Origin of the sequence: Pseudophaeobacter sp. C1-32P7 (genome assembly GCF_041008775.1) — a bacterium.
GTDB lineage: Bacteria > Pseudomonadota > Alphaproteobacteria > Rhodobacterales > Rhodobacteraceae > Phycobacter > Phycobacter gallaeciensis_A.
This window is the reverse complement of the sequence record NZ_JAXGFR010000001.1, coordinates 485,074-499,695: the sequence shown is the minus strand read 5'-3', so window position 1 is coordinate 499,695 and position 14,622 is coordinate 485,074. Positions and strand designations below refer to the sequence as shown.

General features: G+C 62.4%; 15 protein-coding genes. 6 read left to right on the top strand and 9 right to left on the bottom strand.

The window, feature by feature from the left end:
- The 7 genes from SM763_RS02275 to SM763_RS02245 all read right to left on the bottom strand — a co-directional run bounded on the left by SM763_RS02275 (position 1) and on the right by SM763_RS02245 (position 7,235).
- Positions 1-993 (bottom strand): LLM class flavin-dependent oxidoreductase, encoded by a 993-nt coding sequence (locus SM763_RS02275; protein ID WP_368997366.1) that lies wholly within the window; start codon positions 991-993, stop codon positions 1-3.
- A 105-nt stretch (positions 994-1,098) separates the two neighbouring features.
- Positions 1,099-1,785, bottom strand: coding sequence for a M48 family metallopeptidase (locus SM763_RS02270; RefSeq protein WP_368997364.1), 687 nt, complete (start codon positions 1,783-1,785; stop codon positions 1,099-1,101).
- Between the two features lie 31 nt (positions 1,786-1,816).
- Positions 1,817-3,259: an HD-GYP domain-containing protein gene (locus SM763_RS02265; protein WP_368997363.1), complete on the bottom strand. Its 1,443-nt coding sequence runs from the start codon at positions 3,257-3,259 to the stop codon at positions 1,817-1,819.
- A 148-nt stretch (positions 3,260-3,407) separates the two neighbouring features.
- Entirely contained in the window at positions 3,408-4,592 is a 1,185-nt protein-coding gene (locus SM763_RS02260) for a vWA domain-containing protein (protein WP_065273226.1), read from the bottom strand.
- Positions 4,593-4,611: 19 nt separating this feature from the next.
- The gene (locus tag SM763_RS02255; protein WP_165832664.1) at positions 4,612-4,779 is read right to left on the bottom strand and encodes a hypothetical protein; all 168 of its coding nucleotides are present in this window, start codon (positions 4,777-4,779) and stop codon (positions 4,612-4,614) included.
- A 47-nt stretch (positions 4,780-4,826) separates the two neighbouring features.
- Positions 4,827-6,212: a DUF2927 domain-containing protein gene (locus SM763_RS02250; RefSeq protein ID WP_368997362.1), complete on the bottom strand. Its 1,386-nt coding sequence runs from the start codon at positions 6,210-6,212 to the stop codon at positions 4,827-4,829.
- A gap of 180 nt (positions 6,213-6,392) precedes the next feature.
- Positions 6,393-7,235 carry an AAA family ATPase gene (locus SM763_RS02245; RefSeq protein ID WP_368997360.1) on the bottom strand — a complete coding sequence of 281 codons (843 nt, stop codon included), beginning with the start codon at positions 7,233-7,235 and terminating at the stop codon, positions 6,393-6,395.
- A gap of 198 nt (positions 7,236-7,433) precedes the next feature.
- On the opposite strand from SM763_RS02245, the gene dksA reads away from it, so the two are divergent.
- Positions 7,434-7,856, top strand: a complete 423-nt coding sequence (dksA, locus tag SM763_RS02240) for an RNA polymerase-binding protein DksA (protein WP_065273809.1) — start codon at positions 7,434-7,436, stop codon at positions 7,854-7,856.
- A gap of 99 nt (positions 7,857-7,955) precedes the next feature.
- Entirely contained in the window at positions 7,956-9,134 is a 1,179-nt protein-coding gene (locus SM763_RS02235; RefSeq protein ID WP_368997359.1) for an FAD-dependent monooxygenase, read from the top strand.
- A gap of 31 nt (positions 9,135-9,165) precedes the next feature.
- Here SM763_RS02235 and xth read toward each other — a convergent pair whose 3' ends face one another.
- Complete coding sequence (gene xth / locus SM763_RS02230) at positions 9,166-9,972, bottom strand: exodeoxyribonuclease III (protein WP_368997357.1); 807 nt, start codon at positions 9,970-9,972, stop codon at positions 9,166-9,168.
- Between the two features lie 396 nt (positions 9,973-10,368).
- Between xth and SM763_RS02225 the strand changes: the two genes are divergently transcribed.
- The 3 genes from SM763_RS02225 to SM763_RS02215 all read left to right on the top strand — a co-directional run bounded on the left by SM763_RS02225 (position 10,369) and on the right by SM763_RS02215 (position 12,907).
- Positions 10,369-10,728 (top strand): hypothetical protein, encoded by a 360-nt coding sequence (locus SM763_RS02225; RefSeq protein WP_368997355.1) that lies wholly within the window; start codon positions 10,369-10,371, stop codon positions 10,726-10,728.
- A gap of 161 nt (positions 10,729-10,889) precedes the next feature.
- Positions 10,890-11,951: a DUF6902 family protein gene (locus SM763_RS02220; RefSeq protein ID WP_368997353.1), complete on the top strand. Its 1,062-nt coding sequence runs from the start codon at positions 10,890-10,892 to the stop codon at positions 11,949-11,951.
- A complete protein-coding gene (locus SM763_RS02215) occupies positions 11,951-12,907 on the top strand; it encodes a DMT family transporter (RefSeq protein ID WP_368997351.1) in 957 nt (318 codons plus the stop codon). The genes SM763_RS02220 and SM763_RS02215 overlap by 1 nt, the downstream gene beginning before the upstream one ends.
- A gap of 95 nt (positions 12,908-13,002) precedes the next feature.
- On the opposite strand, the gene SM763_RS02210 is transcribed toward SM763_RS02215, so the two are convergent.
- Positions 13,003-13,326, bottom strand: coding sequence for a HesB/IscA family protein (locus SM763_RS02210; RefSeq protein WP_065273234.1), 324 nt, complete (start codon positions 13,324-13,326; stop codon positions 13,003-13,005).
- Between the two features lie 92 nt (positions 13,327-13,418).
- On the opposite strand from SM763_RS02210, the gene SM763_RS02205 reads away from it, so the two are divergent.
- Entirely contained in the window at positions 13,419-14,570 is a 1,152-nt protein-coding gene (locus tag SM763_RS02205) for a deoxyguanosinetriphosphate triphosphohydrolase (protein ID WP_368997350.1), read from the top strand.
- Positions 14,571-14,622 lie beyond the last annotated feature (52 nt).

Genomic DNA, 14,622 nt, shown 5'->3' with positions numbered 1-14,622 from the left:
CTAGATCTCTTTCAGGATTTCTGCGGCGATCTCGAACGAGTGCATCCGGGCCTGATGGTCGTGGATCTGCCCGGTCAGGATCACCTCATCGGGCTGATACCGTCCAATGATCTCCGATAGCTGGCTGCGCACACTCTCTGGGCTGCCCACGGCGGTGATGCGCAGTGCCTCGTTCACACCTGCCAGCACATGCGGCTCCAGGTGCGCATTGATGTCATCCACCGGGGCGGGCAGCTTGCCCGGACGACCCAGCCGCAGCCGTGCAAAGGCCTGCTGCATGGTGGTGCGCAGCCGGATGCCTTCGGCGTCACTGTCGGCGGCAAAGACGTTGATCGCCATCATCGCGTGCGGCTTGTCCAGGAAGGCCGAAGGCTGGAAAGAGCGCCGGTAGACCTCCAGCGCCTCCTCCAGCGCCTGCGGCGCGAAATGGGAGGCAAAGGCATAGGGCAGGCCCAGATGCGCGGCGAGCTGCGCGCCATAAAGGCTGGAGCCTAGGATCCAGACCGGCACATTGGTGCCTTGGCCCGGGAAGGCGCGCACCGGCGCCTGCGGGTCCTCCGGCGCCATGAAACCGATGAGGTCAATTACATCCTGCGGAAAACTGTCGCCACTGGCCGCGGCGCCCATGCCGCGGCGCAGGGCACGGGCGGTCTGCATGTCGGTGCCTGGCGCCCGGCCCAGCCCCAGATCAATCCGGTCACCATAGAGGGAGGCCAGAGTACCGAAGGCCTCCGCCACCATATAGGGCGCATGGTTCGGCAGCATGATGCCGCCCGCGCCGATACGCATGGTGCTGGTCTGGCTGGCGATATGGCCGATCAGAACGGCAGTCGCGGCGCTGGCGATGCCGGGCATGTTGTGATGCTCGGCCAGCCAGTAACGGTGATAGCCTAGGCTTTCGGCCTTTTGCGCCAGTTCGGTGCTGTTCTTTAGCGCCTGCGGGATGGCAGAGCCTTCCGGAACCGGGGCAAGATCGAGCAGGGAATAGAGCATGAGCGCGGCCTTTTGATCGAGTGTTTTCCAAGATGTGGCGCCTCTTCCCGCGGGGCGCAAGGCGTGTGGCAGAGCAGGGAGGCGCAAAGGCGGTATGACCTTCCGTCAGGCCTTGGCCCAGTCCGCCTCCAGCCGTTCGATGGCGGCGATGCGCTGTTCGGTCTTGGGGTGGCTCATCAGCCAGGCTGGTGCCATGCCCGCGCGCGACTGGGTCAGTTCCTCAAGCTTGCGGAATAGACTTTTTTGCGGTTCGACCCCGATGCCTGCCTTCATCAGCAGGGCGGCTGCATATTCATCCGCCTCGTATTCATCCCCACGCGACAGCCGCGCAGCCAGAAGATTTGCCAGAAGTCCGGCAATCCAGGGGCCGACAAAAGGGATATAGCGCCCGAGGATCATCATCAGCGCGGTCCTGAGGGCGTTCTGGCCGGAAAAGTCGATGATGCGTTTCTTTGAATGCCCCAGCGCCACATGCCCCAGTTCATGCGCGATGACCGAGGCGAGCTCCGCATCGCTGACATCGCCCGCCTGATACTTGGCGTAGAACCCGCGGGTGATGAAGATACGTCCATCGGGGGCTGCAAGACCGTTCACAGGGTCGACCTCGTAGATGAAGACGGGGATATCCGCGACCTCCAGCGCCGCCGCCATCTGGTCGGTCAGCCGTTTCAGTTTCGGGTCTGCCAGACGGGTTGAACGGGCATCAAGTTCGCGGTGGGTCCGCCAGACCGAAATCCGGTAGGAGATGAGGCCATAGAGCACGGCCAGCAGAATGGGAGTGAGACGCAGCATGAGGTAGATATGGGGCGGGCAAGTCCCGCGCTCAAGCGGATTGTTGGCCGCTTTTCGTGGAAACCTGCGCGAGGCTATCCCATTCGCAGTCGCCCTGCAGGGACGTCGCAGGCCAGCCGCTGGCCGTGATCGCATCCTGTAGCGCGGCATAGCAATCCGGATCGATACCGGTGCCGGACATCTTGTCCATGATCTTGTAGGCTTCCTCCAGCGGCATCGCATCGCGATAGGGGCGGTCGGCGGTCAGCGCGTCAAAGACGTCGGCAACGGCCATGATCCGCATGTCCCGCGTCAGCGCCTCTCCCTGAAGCCCATAGGGATAACCCTTGCCATCGGGGCGTTCGTGGTGGGCCACGATCACTTCGGCCATCCGCCGGAAGGCGCCAACCCGGCTCAGCACGTCATAGCCCCAGACCGGATGCTTGCGGACGATATCCATCTCGTCCATCGTCAGCTTGCCCGGCTTGTCCAGAATGGTGTTCGAAATGCCCAGCTTGCCAATATCATGCAGCAGCGCGGCGCGGGTCATCCATCGGGTGTGGCAGGCCGCCAGTCCCAGCTGTTCACAGATCATGCGGGTATAGCGGGCGACACGTTGGGAATGGCCGTGGGTAAAGGGGCTTTTTGCGTCGATCACCAGCGAAAAGGCATGGCTGATCTCATCAAGGTAGTCCTCGTTCACCTCTGCCGTGTGCAGGGCATGAGCGCAGGAGAACACCTGCTGCTCCAGTTCCGGTGACAGCAGGTCATGGGCGAAACCGGGGTCACGGATCAGGCTGGTGAAGACGCGGACCAGATCGGGGTCGAACCAGACGCCCGCGCGGTTTTCCATCTCCCGCGCGGCAGCTTCGGCGCCGAAATCCAGGGTAAAAACATCCGTCACCTGCGCCATCAGGGCGATGCGCGACAGGAGCGGGATCTGATCGCCCTGCAGGCCCAGAGGCCGCCCACCGCCGTCCCAATGTTCATCAAGTGAGGCGATCGCCTCGGCCACCTCTTCGGAAAACCGCATGCGGCGGGCGATTTCCGCCCCGCGGCCGCAGCGATTGCGAACCAGCTCTTGCCCGATTTCGTCCCGGTGTCCGATTACATGGCGCAATGTCTTCAGCCGCGTCAGCGGCGACGCCCCCCGGGCTGTGCTGCGCAGCACGAAGGGCATGCCTTCGCGGCAGCCTTTGACGCGCTTGAAGGTCCGTTTGAAGGTCAGATCATCCATCATGTAGAGTTCGTTGATCCGGGCCGCGTTAGAACTGCAACCGGTGTCTTTCATCAGCAGGGTGAAATACAGATCGGTGCGCATTTGCGGCGGCAGGTCCAGCGCCTCGGCCACCTGCATGCCGATCCAGGCGCAGCGGATGCAATGGCCCTTGGGCTGGCCTTCGGTCATATCCAGCGCGTGGCTGAGCGCGCCAAGGACTTCTCCAAGACGAAGCTCCGGCCCGGCGGTGCCGTCAAAGTTTGTGCCAGTGGTCATTAAATGGCTGTACTCGATAGGGATGCAGAACTGGGCATCGACGCTAATCGCGCGTGTTTGACGATTGACTAACGGTTTCCCGCGTCCGAAATCAAAATACGCAGGAATTTATTTAAGTTGGTATGAAGTGCAGCCTGCAAGCCGGAACCTATCGAGTCAGCTCGCGCATGCCTTTTTCCAGCCCGTGCAGAGTCATCGGCACCATGCTGTCCTCGAAAATCTCGCGGATCATGCCGATGGAATGGGTATGGTCCCAGTATTTCTCTGGCACCGGGTTGATCCAGAGATTGGATTTCCAGTGTTCGCGCGCGCGTTGCAACCACACCTGTCCAGCCTCCTGGTTCCAATGCTCATTGGCGCCGCCCGGATAGGCGATTTCATAGGGCGACATCGAGGCATCGCCGACGAAGATGCACTTGTAGTCCGGCCCATAGGTGCGCAGCACCTCGTGCGTCGGCGTTTGTGCATCCCAGCGGCGGCGGTTGTCGCGCCAGACGCCTTCGTAAAGACAGTTGTGAAAGTAGAAGTATTCCAAGTGCTTGAACTCAGACCGCGCGGCCGAGAACAGCTCTTCCACCACCTTGATATGCGGATCCATCGAACCGCCCACGTCAAGGAACAGCAGCACCTTCACGGCGTTGTGCCGCTCGGGCCGGGTTTTCACGTCCAGATAGCCATGTTCGGCGGTGGCGCGGATGGTATTGTCGAGATCAAGCTCTTCTTGCGCGCCTTCGCGGACCCAGCGGCGCAGGCGCTTCAGGGCGACCTTGATGTTGCGGGTGCCAAGCTCCACGTCGCCATCAAGGTTCTTGAACTCGCGCTTGTCCCAGACCTTCACCGCGCGGCGATGGCGGCTTTCCTTCTGGCCGATGCGCACCCCTTCGGGATTATAACCATAGGCGCCAAAGGGCGAGGTGCCGGCGGTGCCGACCCATTTGTTGCCGCCCTGATGGCGCCCTTCCTGTTCCTTCAGGCGCTCTTTCAGGGTTTCCATCAGCTTGTCAAAACCGCCAAGCGCCTCGATCTCGGCCTGTTCTTCTGGCGAAAGATGCTTTTCCGCCATCTTGCGCAGCCAGTCTTCGGGGATGTCCACGGCGTCCAGCACGGCTGAGGCGGGCAGTGCCTCCAGCCCTTCGAATGTGGCGGCAAAGGCGCGGTCGAACTTGTCGATATTGCGCTCGTCCTTCACCATGGCGGCGCGCGCCAGGTAGTAAAAGGCGTCAAGATCGTAGGTCACCAGCCCCTTTTTCATGCCTTCCAGAAAGGTCAGGTACTCCCGCAGCGAAACGGGGACCGAGGCCTGGCGCAGGTTTTCGAAAAAGGGTTGAAACATCTGGGACCTTTCTGGGCAGTTACACCGCCATCCGGTGAATGATCAGGGTGGCGAGCATCCCGACAATACCAAAGGCAATGGCATAGACAGCGCCATATTGCAGCATGTCGGCGAGATTGCCGTTACGTTTCCGGGCCGTCAGCGCGCCTGTCAGCGCCCCCAGCAGCAATGCAGCGATTACGATCATCTTGTCAGTCCGCCTGTGTCATATGTTCCATGGATCCCCGGCCGGTCTTAGTGCGGGCGCAGATTTGCGACCTCCCGCAGCTTGGCCCGGACGGCCCAATCCGGGCCGAACCCGTAGCGTGCCCATCCAAGGCTGTCCAGCCTGACCGCTGAGGCGGCGTCGAATTGCCCCGCAAGGTCTAGCGCTTCGGCCTGCATCATCAAGGCCGTGGACAGCAGCGCGGCGTTTTCATAGCGGGCTGCGATCTCGGGAACCGGTTCCAGCAGCGTCAGGGCCGCATCGGGCTGGCCCCGGGCGATGGCGTAGGCCGCCATGCGTGGGCGGATGCGGGCCTGGTGCAGCTCCGTGCCGGGCTGACCGCGCAGGATTTCCATTGCGGAGGCAAACAGGGCCTGGGCGCTGTCCGGGGCATCGGCCTGTATCAGGCGGCCCAGAACATAAAGCCCCTGTGCCTGCCTATGGTCCCGCCAGCCGCTGGCGCGGCCGATTTCCACGGCGGTGCGGGCCGCCAGCCTACGCTCTGACAGGCGGGTGTCGGGGCCAAGCGCGGTTTCGATGGCGGCGATCCAGCGGCGCGGCGTTGCGGGCAGCGGGCGGGGCGGGATGCCCTGGCCGCGTGGGTTGAGCCGTGCCAGGATCCCCGGCAGGCGGGCGGCGACCTCGGCACGGGTCATGCCTGTCCTCAATTCCGGCGCATAGGTGGCGCGCAGGATCAGCATGTCAAACCCGGTCAGAACGGTGTGCACATTGTCATCGTTAAAGACGGAATCCGACAGCCGGTACAGATCGTTCAGCGGGCCAAGCGCCTGCGCCAGCTCTTCGTGCAGGCAGTCGCGCAGCTCTTGCGGGCTGACGTCGCTGGGCAGGAACAGCGCCAGATTGTCCCGTTGGCGCATCCGGGTCCAGTCGGTGTCCGGGCTGCGCCGCTTGCGGCGGAAATCCCTCAGCGATGTGACGTTAGGCACCACGAAACAGGCCGCCTTGGGCAGAGCCTTGCGGATCGCCTTGCGCGAGACGGTTTCGATTGTGATCCGGGCGCTGTCACCATTCACCCGGGTGATGTCGATCCCGGCCTCATTGCGCAATCGTGCCAGAAGGCGGGTCAGCTCGTGCTCGAAACCGGGGGGCGGGGCGCCTGTTACCCGCAGCGTGATGGGGCCGTCAAACCGGGTAAAGACGGGCAGGGTGCCGCCGCCTTCGAGATTGAAATGCAGATCCAGGAAATCCCGCGCGATATCGCGGTTTGCCCGTTGTGGTGGCTGAGGGTGCGCGGCGGCGAATGCCTTGGCCGGGGGCAATGTGCTGTCGGCGATGGCAGCGCGGCCGGGCTGGCTGCCGTCAAAGGTGCCGGTGCAGCCCACAAGCGCAGCGCAGGCGAGGGCAAGCAGGACCCGGGGCGCCCGGGCAGTGTCACGATGCGTTCTTCTGAACAAAAACGGCGGTCTCCGGAAAAACGGGCTGGCGGGATGCTGCGGTGCCATCAGGCGGCTACGCCCCGGCAAGGATAAGCTATCGCGAAAATAAGTAAACGCAGCATCAAAACGCAGGAACGACCGCCGCTACTGCCGAAATGGGCGGCAGCGGTGAGGTCAAGAGTGGTGCCCTGGTAAGCGTCAGCCTCGGCGCCCGCGTGCCATGAAGGCCAGCCGTTCGAACAGATGCACGTCCTGTTCATTCTTCAAAAGCGCCCCATGCAGCTTCGGCAGCGCATCGGCACCGTCGCGCGCGAGATCCTCGGGGGTCAGATCCTCGGCCAGCAGGAGCTTCAGCCAGTCGATGACTTCGGAGGTCGAAGGCTTCTTCTTCAGACCCGCGGTGTCGCGGATTTCGTAGAACTGGGTCAGCGCCGTGGTCAGCAGGCTTTCCTTGATGCCAGGGTGGTGCACTTCGACGATCTGTTTCATCGTCTCGGCATCGGGGAAGCGGATGTAATGGAAGAAACAACGGCGCAGGAAGGCGTCCGGCAGTTCTTTTTCATTGTTCGAGGTGATGATCATGATCGGGCGCTGCTTGGCGCGGATCGTCTCGCCGGTCTCGTAGACGTGGAACTCCATCTTATCAAGTTCCTGCAAGAGGTCGTTGGGGAATTCGATGTCGGCCTTGTCGATCTCGTCGATCAGCAGCACGACCTTTTCGTCGGCCTCGAAGGCCTCCCAAAGCTTGCCCTTCTTGATGTAGTTCTTGACGTCATGCACGCGTTCATCGCCCAGCTGGCTGTCGCGAAGGCGGCTGACGGCATCATATTCATAAAGGCCTTGTTGCGCGCGGGTGGTGGATTTCACGTTCCACTCGATCATCCGCAGACCCAGAGCGTCCGCCACCTGTTTGGCCAGCTCGGTCTTGCCTGTTCCCGGCTCGCCCTTGACCAGCAGCGGCCGCTCCAGCGTGACGGCGGCGTTGACCGCCACTTTCAGGTCATCTGTTGCAACGTAATCCTTGGTGCCCTGAAATTGCATGTCTGTCCTGCGTCCTCTGGTTACTCTGTGCCCGTTTCCGGGCTGCAATGATGCGGTTTGGTCGCTTTTAACCCGGCTGGTTTACTATTGTGTAGTGACAATCTGCGCGGCAGGGGATAAACGCTGCGGCATGGGGAGCCGCAATGTTTGGAACGATTTGAAGAGACCAGCATTATGGGCCAGACCGAAGGAGCCGAGATGAAGCAAGAAATGTTTCTGCCGGAAGACTATCGTCCGGCCGAAGACGAGCCTTTCATGAACGAAAGGCAATCTGAATATTTTCGTCGTAAGCTGCTGAACTGGAAGCACGAGCTGCTTGCAGAGAGCCGCGACACTATCGAAGGATTGCAGGACAACACCCGAAACATTCCCGACGTTGCAGACCGCGCAAGCGAAGAGACGGACCGTGCTCTTGAACTGCGCACCCGCGACCGCCAGCGCAAACTGGTCGCAAAGATCGACGCGGCCATCCGGCGCATTGATGAAGGCGAATACGGTTATTGCGAAGTAACCGGCGAACCGATCTCGCTGAAACGCCTGGACGCCCGCCCCATCGCCACCATGAGCCTGGAAGCGCAGGAACGCCACGAGCGCCGCGAAAAAGTTCACCGCGACGACTGATCGTCTCTCGGCGAAGGCAGAAACATTGACGTCGGGGCCTGTGGCTCCGGCGTTTTTCGTTTAAGGGAAACCGGACCGGAGAATCTGCGTAGGCGACCCATGGAACTGACGGATAAGAAAATCACCATTGTGGGCGCTGGTATTGGCGGTCTTGCGGCGGCGGTCGCCCTGCGCCGCAAGGGTGCGCGGGTCACGGTTCTGGAGCAGGCCGAGGCGATTTCCGAAGTGGGCGCCGGGTTGCAGATCACCCCGAACGGTCTGGCGGTGCTGCAGGCGCTTGACCTGGCCGAGGATCTGGCCTGGAGTGCCCCGCGGGCCCGCGCTGTGGTGCTGCGCAGCCATGCCAAAGGGGATGAGGTTCTGCGCCTCGATCTGGAGCAATACGCGGCGGATCTGCGATACTATTTTGTGCACCGGTCGGATCTGATCGGCCTTCTGGCGGATGCCGCTCGGCAAGAGGGCGTGAAGGTGCGCCTATTGCAAAAGGTCGAACGGGTCGAACCTGGGCCGGAGCCGATGGTGCATCTGGCCAATGGGGCGGGCTGTGGCGGTGATCTGGTGATCGGCGCAGACGGGCTACATTCGCGGGTGCGCGCGGCACTCAACGCCCCGCGGCAGCCGTTCTTCACCGGGCAGGTCGCCTGGCGCGCCATCGTGCCGAACCATATCGGCCTGACGGCTGAGGCGCAGGTCTTCATGGGGCCGGGCCGCCATCTGGTGGCCTATCCGCTGCGCGACGGCTCCATCGTCAACCTCGTCGCCGCGCAGGAGCGGCGTGGCTGGGCCGAGGAAGGCTGGAACCTCAAGGACGACCCGGACAATCTGCGCCGCGCCTTTGCCGGATTTGGCCGCGATGCAAAGGACCTCCTGGACGCGGTTGAGGATGTGGCGCTCTGGGGGCTGTTCCGGCACCCGGTGGCAGAGCATTGGTATGGCGAGGCCATGGCGCTGTTGGGCGATGCCGCCCATCCGACGCTGCCCTTTATGGCGCAGGGGGCCAATCTGGCGCTTGAGGATGCCTGGACGCTCTGCGCCGCGCTGGAAGAGGCCCCTGACATGCAGACCGGTTTGGCGCTTTATCAGAACCGTCGCCGCGCCCGCGCGGAGAAAGTGGTGGCCGCCGCCACCGGCAATGCCTGGAAATATCACCTACGCCCGCCGCTTAACTGGCCTGCGCATCAGGTGCTGAAACTGGCTGGACGGCTGGCGCCGCAGATGATGGTGGGGCAGTTCGACTGGATCTACCGCCATGATGTGACAGCGCCGCAGCCGGGCTGATCCGGCTGGGCTGAGCCGCCGCGCCGCGGCCTCAGATGTCGAGTTCGACCCAGACGGGCACGTGATCCGACGGCTTTTCCCGCCCGCGCACATCCTTGTCGATCTGGCAATCCGTCAGCAGATCCGCCGCCTGCGGGGTCAGCAGGAAATGGTCGATACGGATCCCGTCGTTGCGGTTCCAGGCGCCTGCCTGGTAATCCCAGAAGGAATAATGGCCCGGCCCCTGATGGCGGGCGCGGAAGGCTTCGGTAAAGCCGAGGTTGACAATCCGCTGGAAGGCGGCGCGGCTTTCGGGGCGGTGCAGGGCATCCTCGGCCCAGGCCTCGGGGCGTTTTGCATCCTCGGGCTGGGGGATGATGTTGTAATCCCCGGCCATCAGTGCGGGCATCTCATCGGCCAGCAGATCCTTGGCGCGATTGCGCAGCCGCTCCATCCACGCGAGTTTATAGGCGTATTTGCCGCCGGGCACCGGGCTGCCATCCTCGGTCAGCTCCACCGGGTTGCCGTTGGGCAGGTAAAGCCCACAGATGCGGATCGCCTGTTTGCCGACCACGGTGGCCTCGATCCAGCGCGCCTGCTCGTCACTGTCATCGCCGGGCAAGCCGCGGCTGACATCTTCGAGCGGCAGTTTTGACAGGATCGCCACTCCGTTGAAGCTTTTCTGACCATGGGTTTCGACGTTGTAACCGCGTTCTTCGAAAATCTCGCGCGGGAAGGCCTCGTCGACCGATTTGATTTCCTGCAGCAGAACAACATCCGGCTGCGCCTCATCAAGCCAGTCAGGCAGGGCATTGGCGCGGGCTTTGATGCCGTTGATGTTGAACGTGGCGATTTTCATGTCGGATCTCCAGGCGCGCCCGGCGACCGCAGGGGTGCGGGCGGGGCATTTGGGGTTGCCGATCTATCGCCCAAACAGGGGGCCAGAGCAAGGGCTGGCCACGGAGGGGCGAATCACTTATGCGGGCTGGCGATGACGGGTGAAAGGCTCGTTTTGCGACTTTGCATGCATCCACCTAGGGTTGTTGTTTTTGGCCTTGCAGGACTGCCTTTGTGGATAAGGGTTAGTATAAGGTGTGTATGGATTTAAATACCGGTAATTAAACAGTAATTTGTAATTCAAAGTTAAAGTGCCTGCCGCGGAAAAAGCAACCTGAAATTGCAGATTCCGGTTTTGGAATTGCCAACTCCGTGCCAGCGTTTTGGTGGCGATAATGCCCAACACTCGGAGGTTTCCATGACTGCTTTGCTCAAGAAAAATGACGTTCAATCCGCCGCTACTTCATCCGTTGAGGCTGCCGCTGGCAGCCTGTTTGGCGGCGAAGCTGTCGAGATGTTTTCTTCCGGATCGGCGCCCTCTGCAGACCTGATGACAGGCGGCGGTGCGGAGATGTTCAGCTCCGGTTCCGCGCCGTGTGCGGCGGATAGTTTTGGCGGTGAGGCGGTTTCGCTGTTCAGCTCGGGCTCTGCACCGGTTGCGGATGGCAGCCAGTCCAGCGGCGCGCTGACCGGTCTTTTTTCCTCTGGCTCGGCGCCGCAGGCCCGGGCGCGCACCGATCAGGGGGATGTCACCGGCCTGTTTTCCTCGGGCAGCTGAGGCAGGTGCCCCTATAAAAACCGCACCATAAACAGGGGCGATGATCATGACCTGATCATCTAAAAGCGGGGGCACCGCCGATCCGATCCGGGGGTGTCCGCAATACTGATCCTTCCACCGCCCACCACCCACTGCACAGCGCACAAAAGGAGCTCGCCTCCATGGCACAGGTTCTTGCCTTTCCGACAGATCGTATCCGGCCCCCGGGGGGCAATCTGGCCGTGCTGAGCGATACCTTTGCGCGGCAACGGCGCAGCCGGGAGAATGTGTTCTGGCTGAAGGAAAACGCCGAGTTGCTGAATATTCTCGAATGCACGGGGGCAGAGGTGCCGGTCGCGGCACTTGCACCTTTCGAGGCGTTTTACGACACAGCAGAGCGGCGGTTGAGTTTCTTCCGGCAATACTACCGCTTCATCCTGTCCATCTGTCTGGATCTGGAGGATCTGGGATTTGCTGGCGGCAAGGGTGAAGAGATGGCTGCCTGGGTTGAGGACAGCGATCTGGTGGGCGCCGAATTGTCCGACCTGCAACGGGCCGAGGCACGGCGGCTGCTGGCGCGCCGGGGGATCATGCTGGACTTGCCTGGGCTGGATCAGCGTCTGCATGATTTCATCGAGACTTCGCAGACCTTTGCGCTGCCGAACAAGAAGGCGGGATATGAGCTCACCCATATCGTGTTCTACCTGTCCGAATACGGTCGCAGGGATCCGCGGCTAAGCCAGGCAGCGCTGCGCAGTCTGGAGTACGCCGGGGTGGTGTCCTTTCTCGATCAGGATGCGGATCTGCTGGCCGAGGTCTGCACCGCGCTGCGCTATGCCGGGGGAGAAGTGCCTGTGATCTGGGAGGACTGGCTGGCCGCGCAAACCGATGGTTTCGCCGTAATACAGCAGGGCTTTACCGGCGGGGGCGATGACTATCACTGCTATTTTGTCTGCAACTGGCTACGCGCCCTGAGTGGCGGCAAGGCCTTTGACCACCGACTGCCGCAGGGCGCGACGCACCTGAAGGCGCCTGAGGGCGCCGGGGTTCTGCGCAGCCTGTCCATGGCTCTTTATGAGGCAGACGTGGCGCGCGGCGGGGACTGGGCGTTGGCACGGGACAGGCTGGCGTCAGGGTTGGATCCGGCGCAGCGAAACGTACTGGCGCAAGCCGAAAACAGCTGTGCCTGCTTCGGGCAGTTCTTCGAAGGCTTCCTGCGCAGCGGCCATGCGGGGCGGGCGTGATGGGATTGCCCTTTGCCCTGACCGGCGCGGTGTTCGCTGTCCTTTATACCGGGTTCATCGCCTCGGCCGATGGCATTACCAAGCTGTTGGCGGGCGGCTATGCCCCGGCGCAGCTTTATGCTCTGTCCGGGGCGGTTGTGGCGGGGCTTTGCGCCGCGACCACCTTCATCCGCGGCGGCGCCCGGTCGCTGCCAAACGGGCTGCGCACGGACTGCCGCTTGGCTATGGGACTGCGGTCCGCGGCCACGGTGGCGGCGGCCTTGTGTTTCTTCTATGCCTTCCGCCTGCTGCCTTTTGCCGAGGTGTTCATCTTCATCGGACTGATGCCGCTTCTGGCCGGGCTGATGTCGGCGCCGATCCTGCGCGAGCCGGTGCGTCCCGGCGCCTGGCTGGCACTGGCGGCGGGTTTCGGTGGGGTGATCTGCGTCTTTCCGGGCGGTCTATCCAGCCTGACAGCGGGCCACGTGGTGGCGCTGGGGGCCTCTGTGCTGGGGACGCTGTCGATCACGCTGTCACGCTATATCGGTCGGCATGAGCAGAACGTGCTGGCGCAGGTGTTCTATCCCAATCTGGCGCTCAGCCTTGTCATGCTGCCGGTGCTGCCCTTTGTCTGGCTGCCAATGCCAATGGTGGATGTCGTCTGGGCGCTGAGCTATGCCGGTCTGCTGTTCGGGGCGCGTTGGCTGCTGGTGGCGGCGCTGAGACGGTTGCCATCCTATGCGGTGACGCCGCTCATGAACCTGCAATTCGTCTGGATGGTATTGATCGGCGCGCTTGGGTTTGGCGAAGTGCCGGACCAGGGCACCTGGATGGGCGCCGCGGTGATTGCTGCCTCGGGGATCTATCTTGTCTGGGATCAGCTAACCCCGGGTGGCAATGTCTGGAGCAAGTCGATGATCAATGCGCGGCGGCAGGTCCGGCACCGCGCAGGTATCGCAATGCGCACGGACCCGTAATCCGGTCGTCGCCTGCCAGATCTTTCCGAGGCGTGGGAATAGTCTTTAACGATCGGGGTACCGACGCGAGCGTGGCGACGCCCAGATGAGGAGATTTACATCGAGAAGGAGGTGCCGCAGCCGCAGCTGGAGGTGGCATTCGGGTTCTCGATGGTGAAGCGCGCACCGATCAACTCTTCGGTGAAATCGATAACTGCGTTTTCCAGAAACGGCAGCGAAACCGCATCGACCACAACCTTTTCACCGCCGCCTTCGAGCACCAGATCCTCGGGCGTCGGGGTGTCGAGGCCGATCTCATACTGGAAACCGGAACAACCGCCCCCTTCGACGGCGACTCGCAAGGCCTGGCCCTGACCGGCGGCGCCGATCTCGGCGAGGCGCGCAAAGGCGCGTTCTGTGACTTTTGGGGGCAATTGCATATATTTTCTCCCAAATATGTGGTGCCGCGTGCTAACCCATATATAGAAAGTCCTGGGCGGGCGACAAGATTTGCGAAGGATAAAGATCAGAAATGAATGCGCCTTTTGCGACGATGCCAAATCGGAGCCGTGGCCGGTTGGTCGCCGAGGAAGAAAGCTACTTCCGCTCTCCCTTTCAACGGGACCGTGACCGCATCATCCACGCCAGCGCCTTTCGCAGGCTCAAGCACAAGACGCAGGTCTTTGTCGAACACGAAGGTGACAACTACCGCACCCGGCTGACCCATTCGATCGAGGTCGGGCAGGTGGCGCGGACGATTGCCGGGGCGCTGGGGCTCAATCAGGAACTGACCGAGGCGGTGGCGCTGGCGCATGATCTGGGGCACACGCCCTTTGGCCATACGGGCGAGGATGCGCTGCATGCGTTGATGGCACCCTATGGCGGCTTTGATCACAACGCGCAGGCGATCCGCATCGTCACCAGCCTTGAACGCCACTATGCCAATTTCGACGGGCTGAACCTGACTTGGGAAACGCTGGAGGCCATCGCAAAGCATAATGGCCCGGTCACTGGCCCGCTGCCCTGGGCGCTGGCCGAATTCAACGACACCATGGATCTGGAGCTCAGCACCCACGCCAGCGCCGAAGCGCAGGTGGCGGCACTGGCCGATGATATCGCCTATAACAATCACGATTTGCACGACGGGTTGCGGGCAGAGTTGTTTAGCGATGCGGAAATCGCCGATCTGCCCATCGTCGGGTCGGCCTATCGCGAGGTGGACCTGCGCTATCCTGGGCTTGAGCTGAACCGGCGCCGACACGAGGCGCTGCGGCGCGTCTTTGGCGTGATGGTCGAAGATGTAATCGCGACCTCTCGCGGCCTGTTGCAGGAGGCCGGGGTGCAAAGCGTCGAAGATGTGCGCGCGCTGGGCACGCCGGTAGTGGCCTTTTCCGACGGGTTGTGGAGGGATCTGAAGGAGATCCGTGCGTTCCTGTTCCTGCGCATGTACCGGGCGCCGAAGGTCATGAAGAAACGCGCCGAGGTGGCGCAGGTGGTCGAAGCGTTGTTTCCCTACTTTCTGGCCAACCCTTATCAGATGCCGGAACGCTGGCACGCCGAGATCCGCGCTGCGGACAGCCAGACCGTTCTTGCGCGTCTGGTGTCGGATTACATCGCGGGCATGACGGACCGATTTGCGCTGCAGGAACATGACCGGCTGATCCTGGGGAAACCTGCGGCCTAGCGCAGTGGATTGGCGCGCATGAGGGCCATTCGGGCGTTGCGGACCAGTTTGC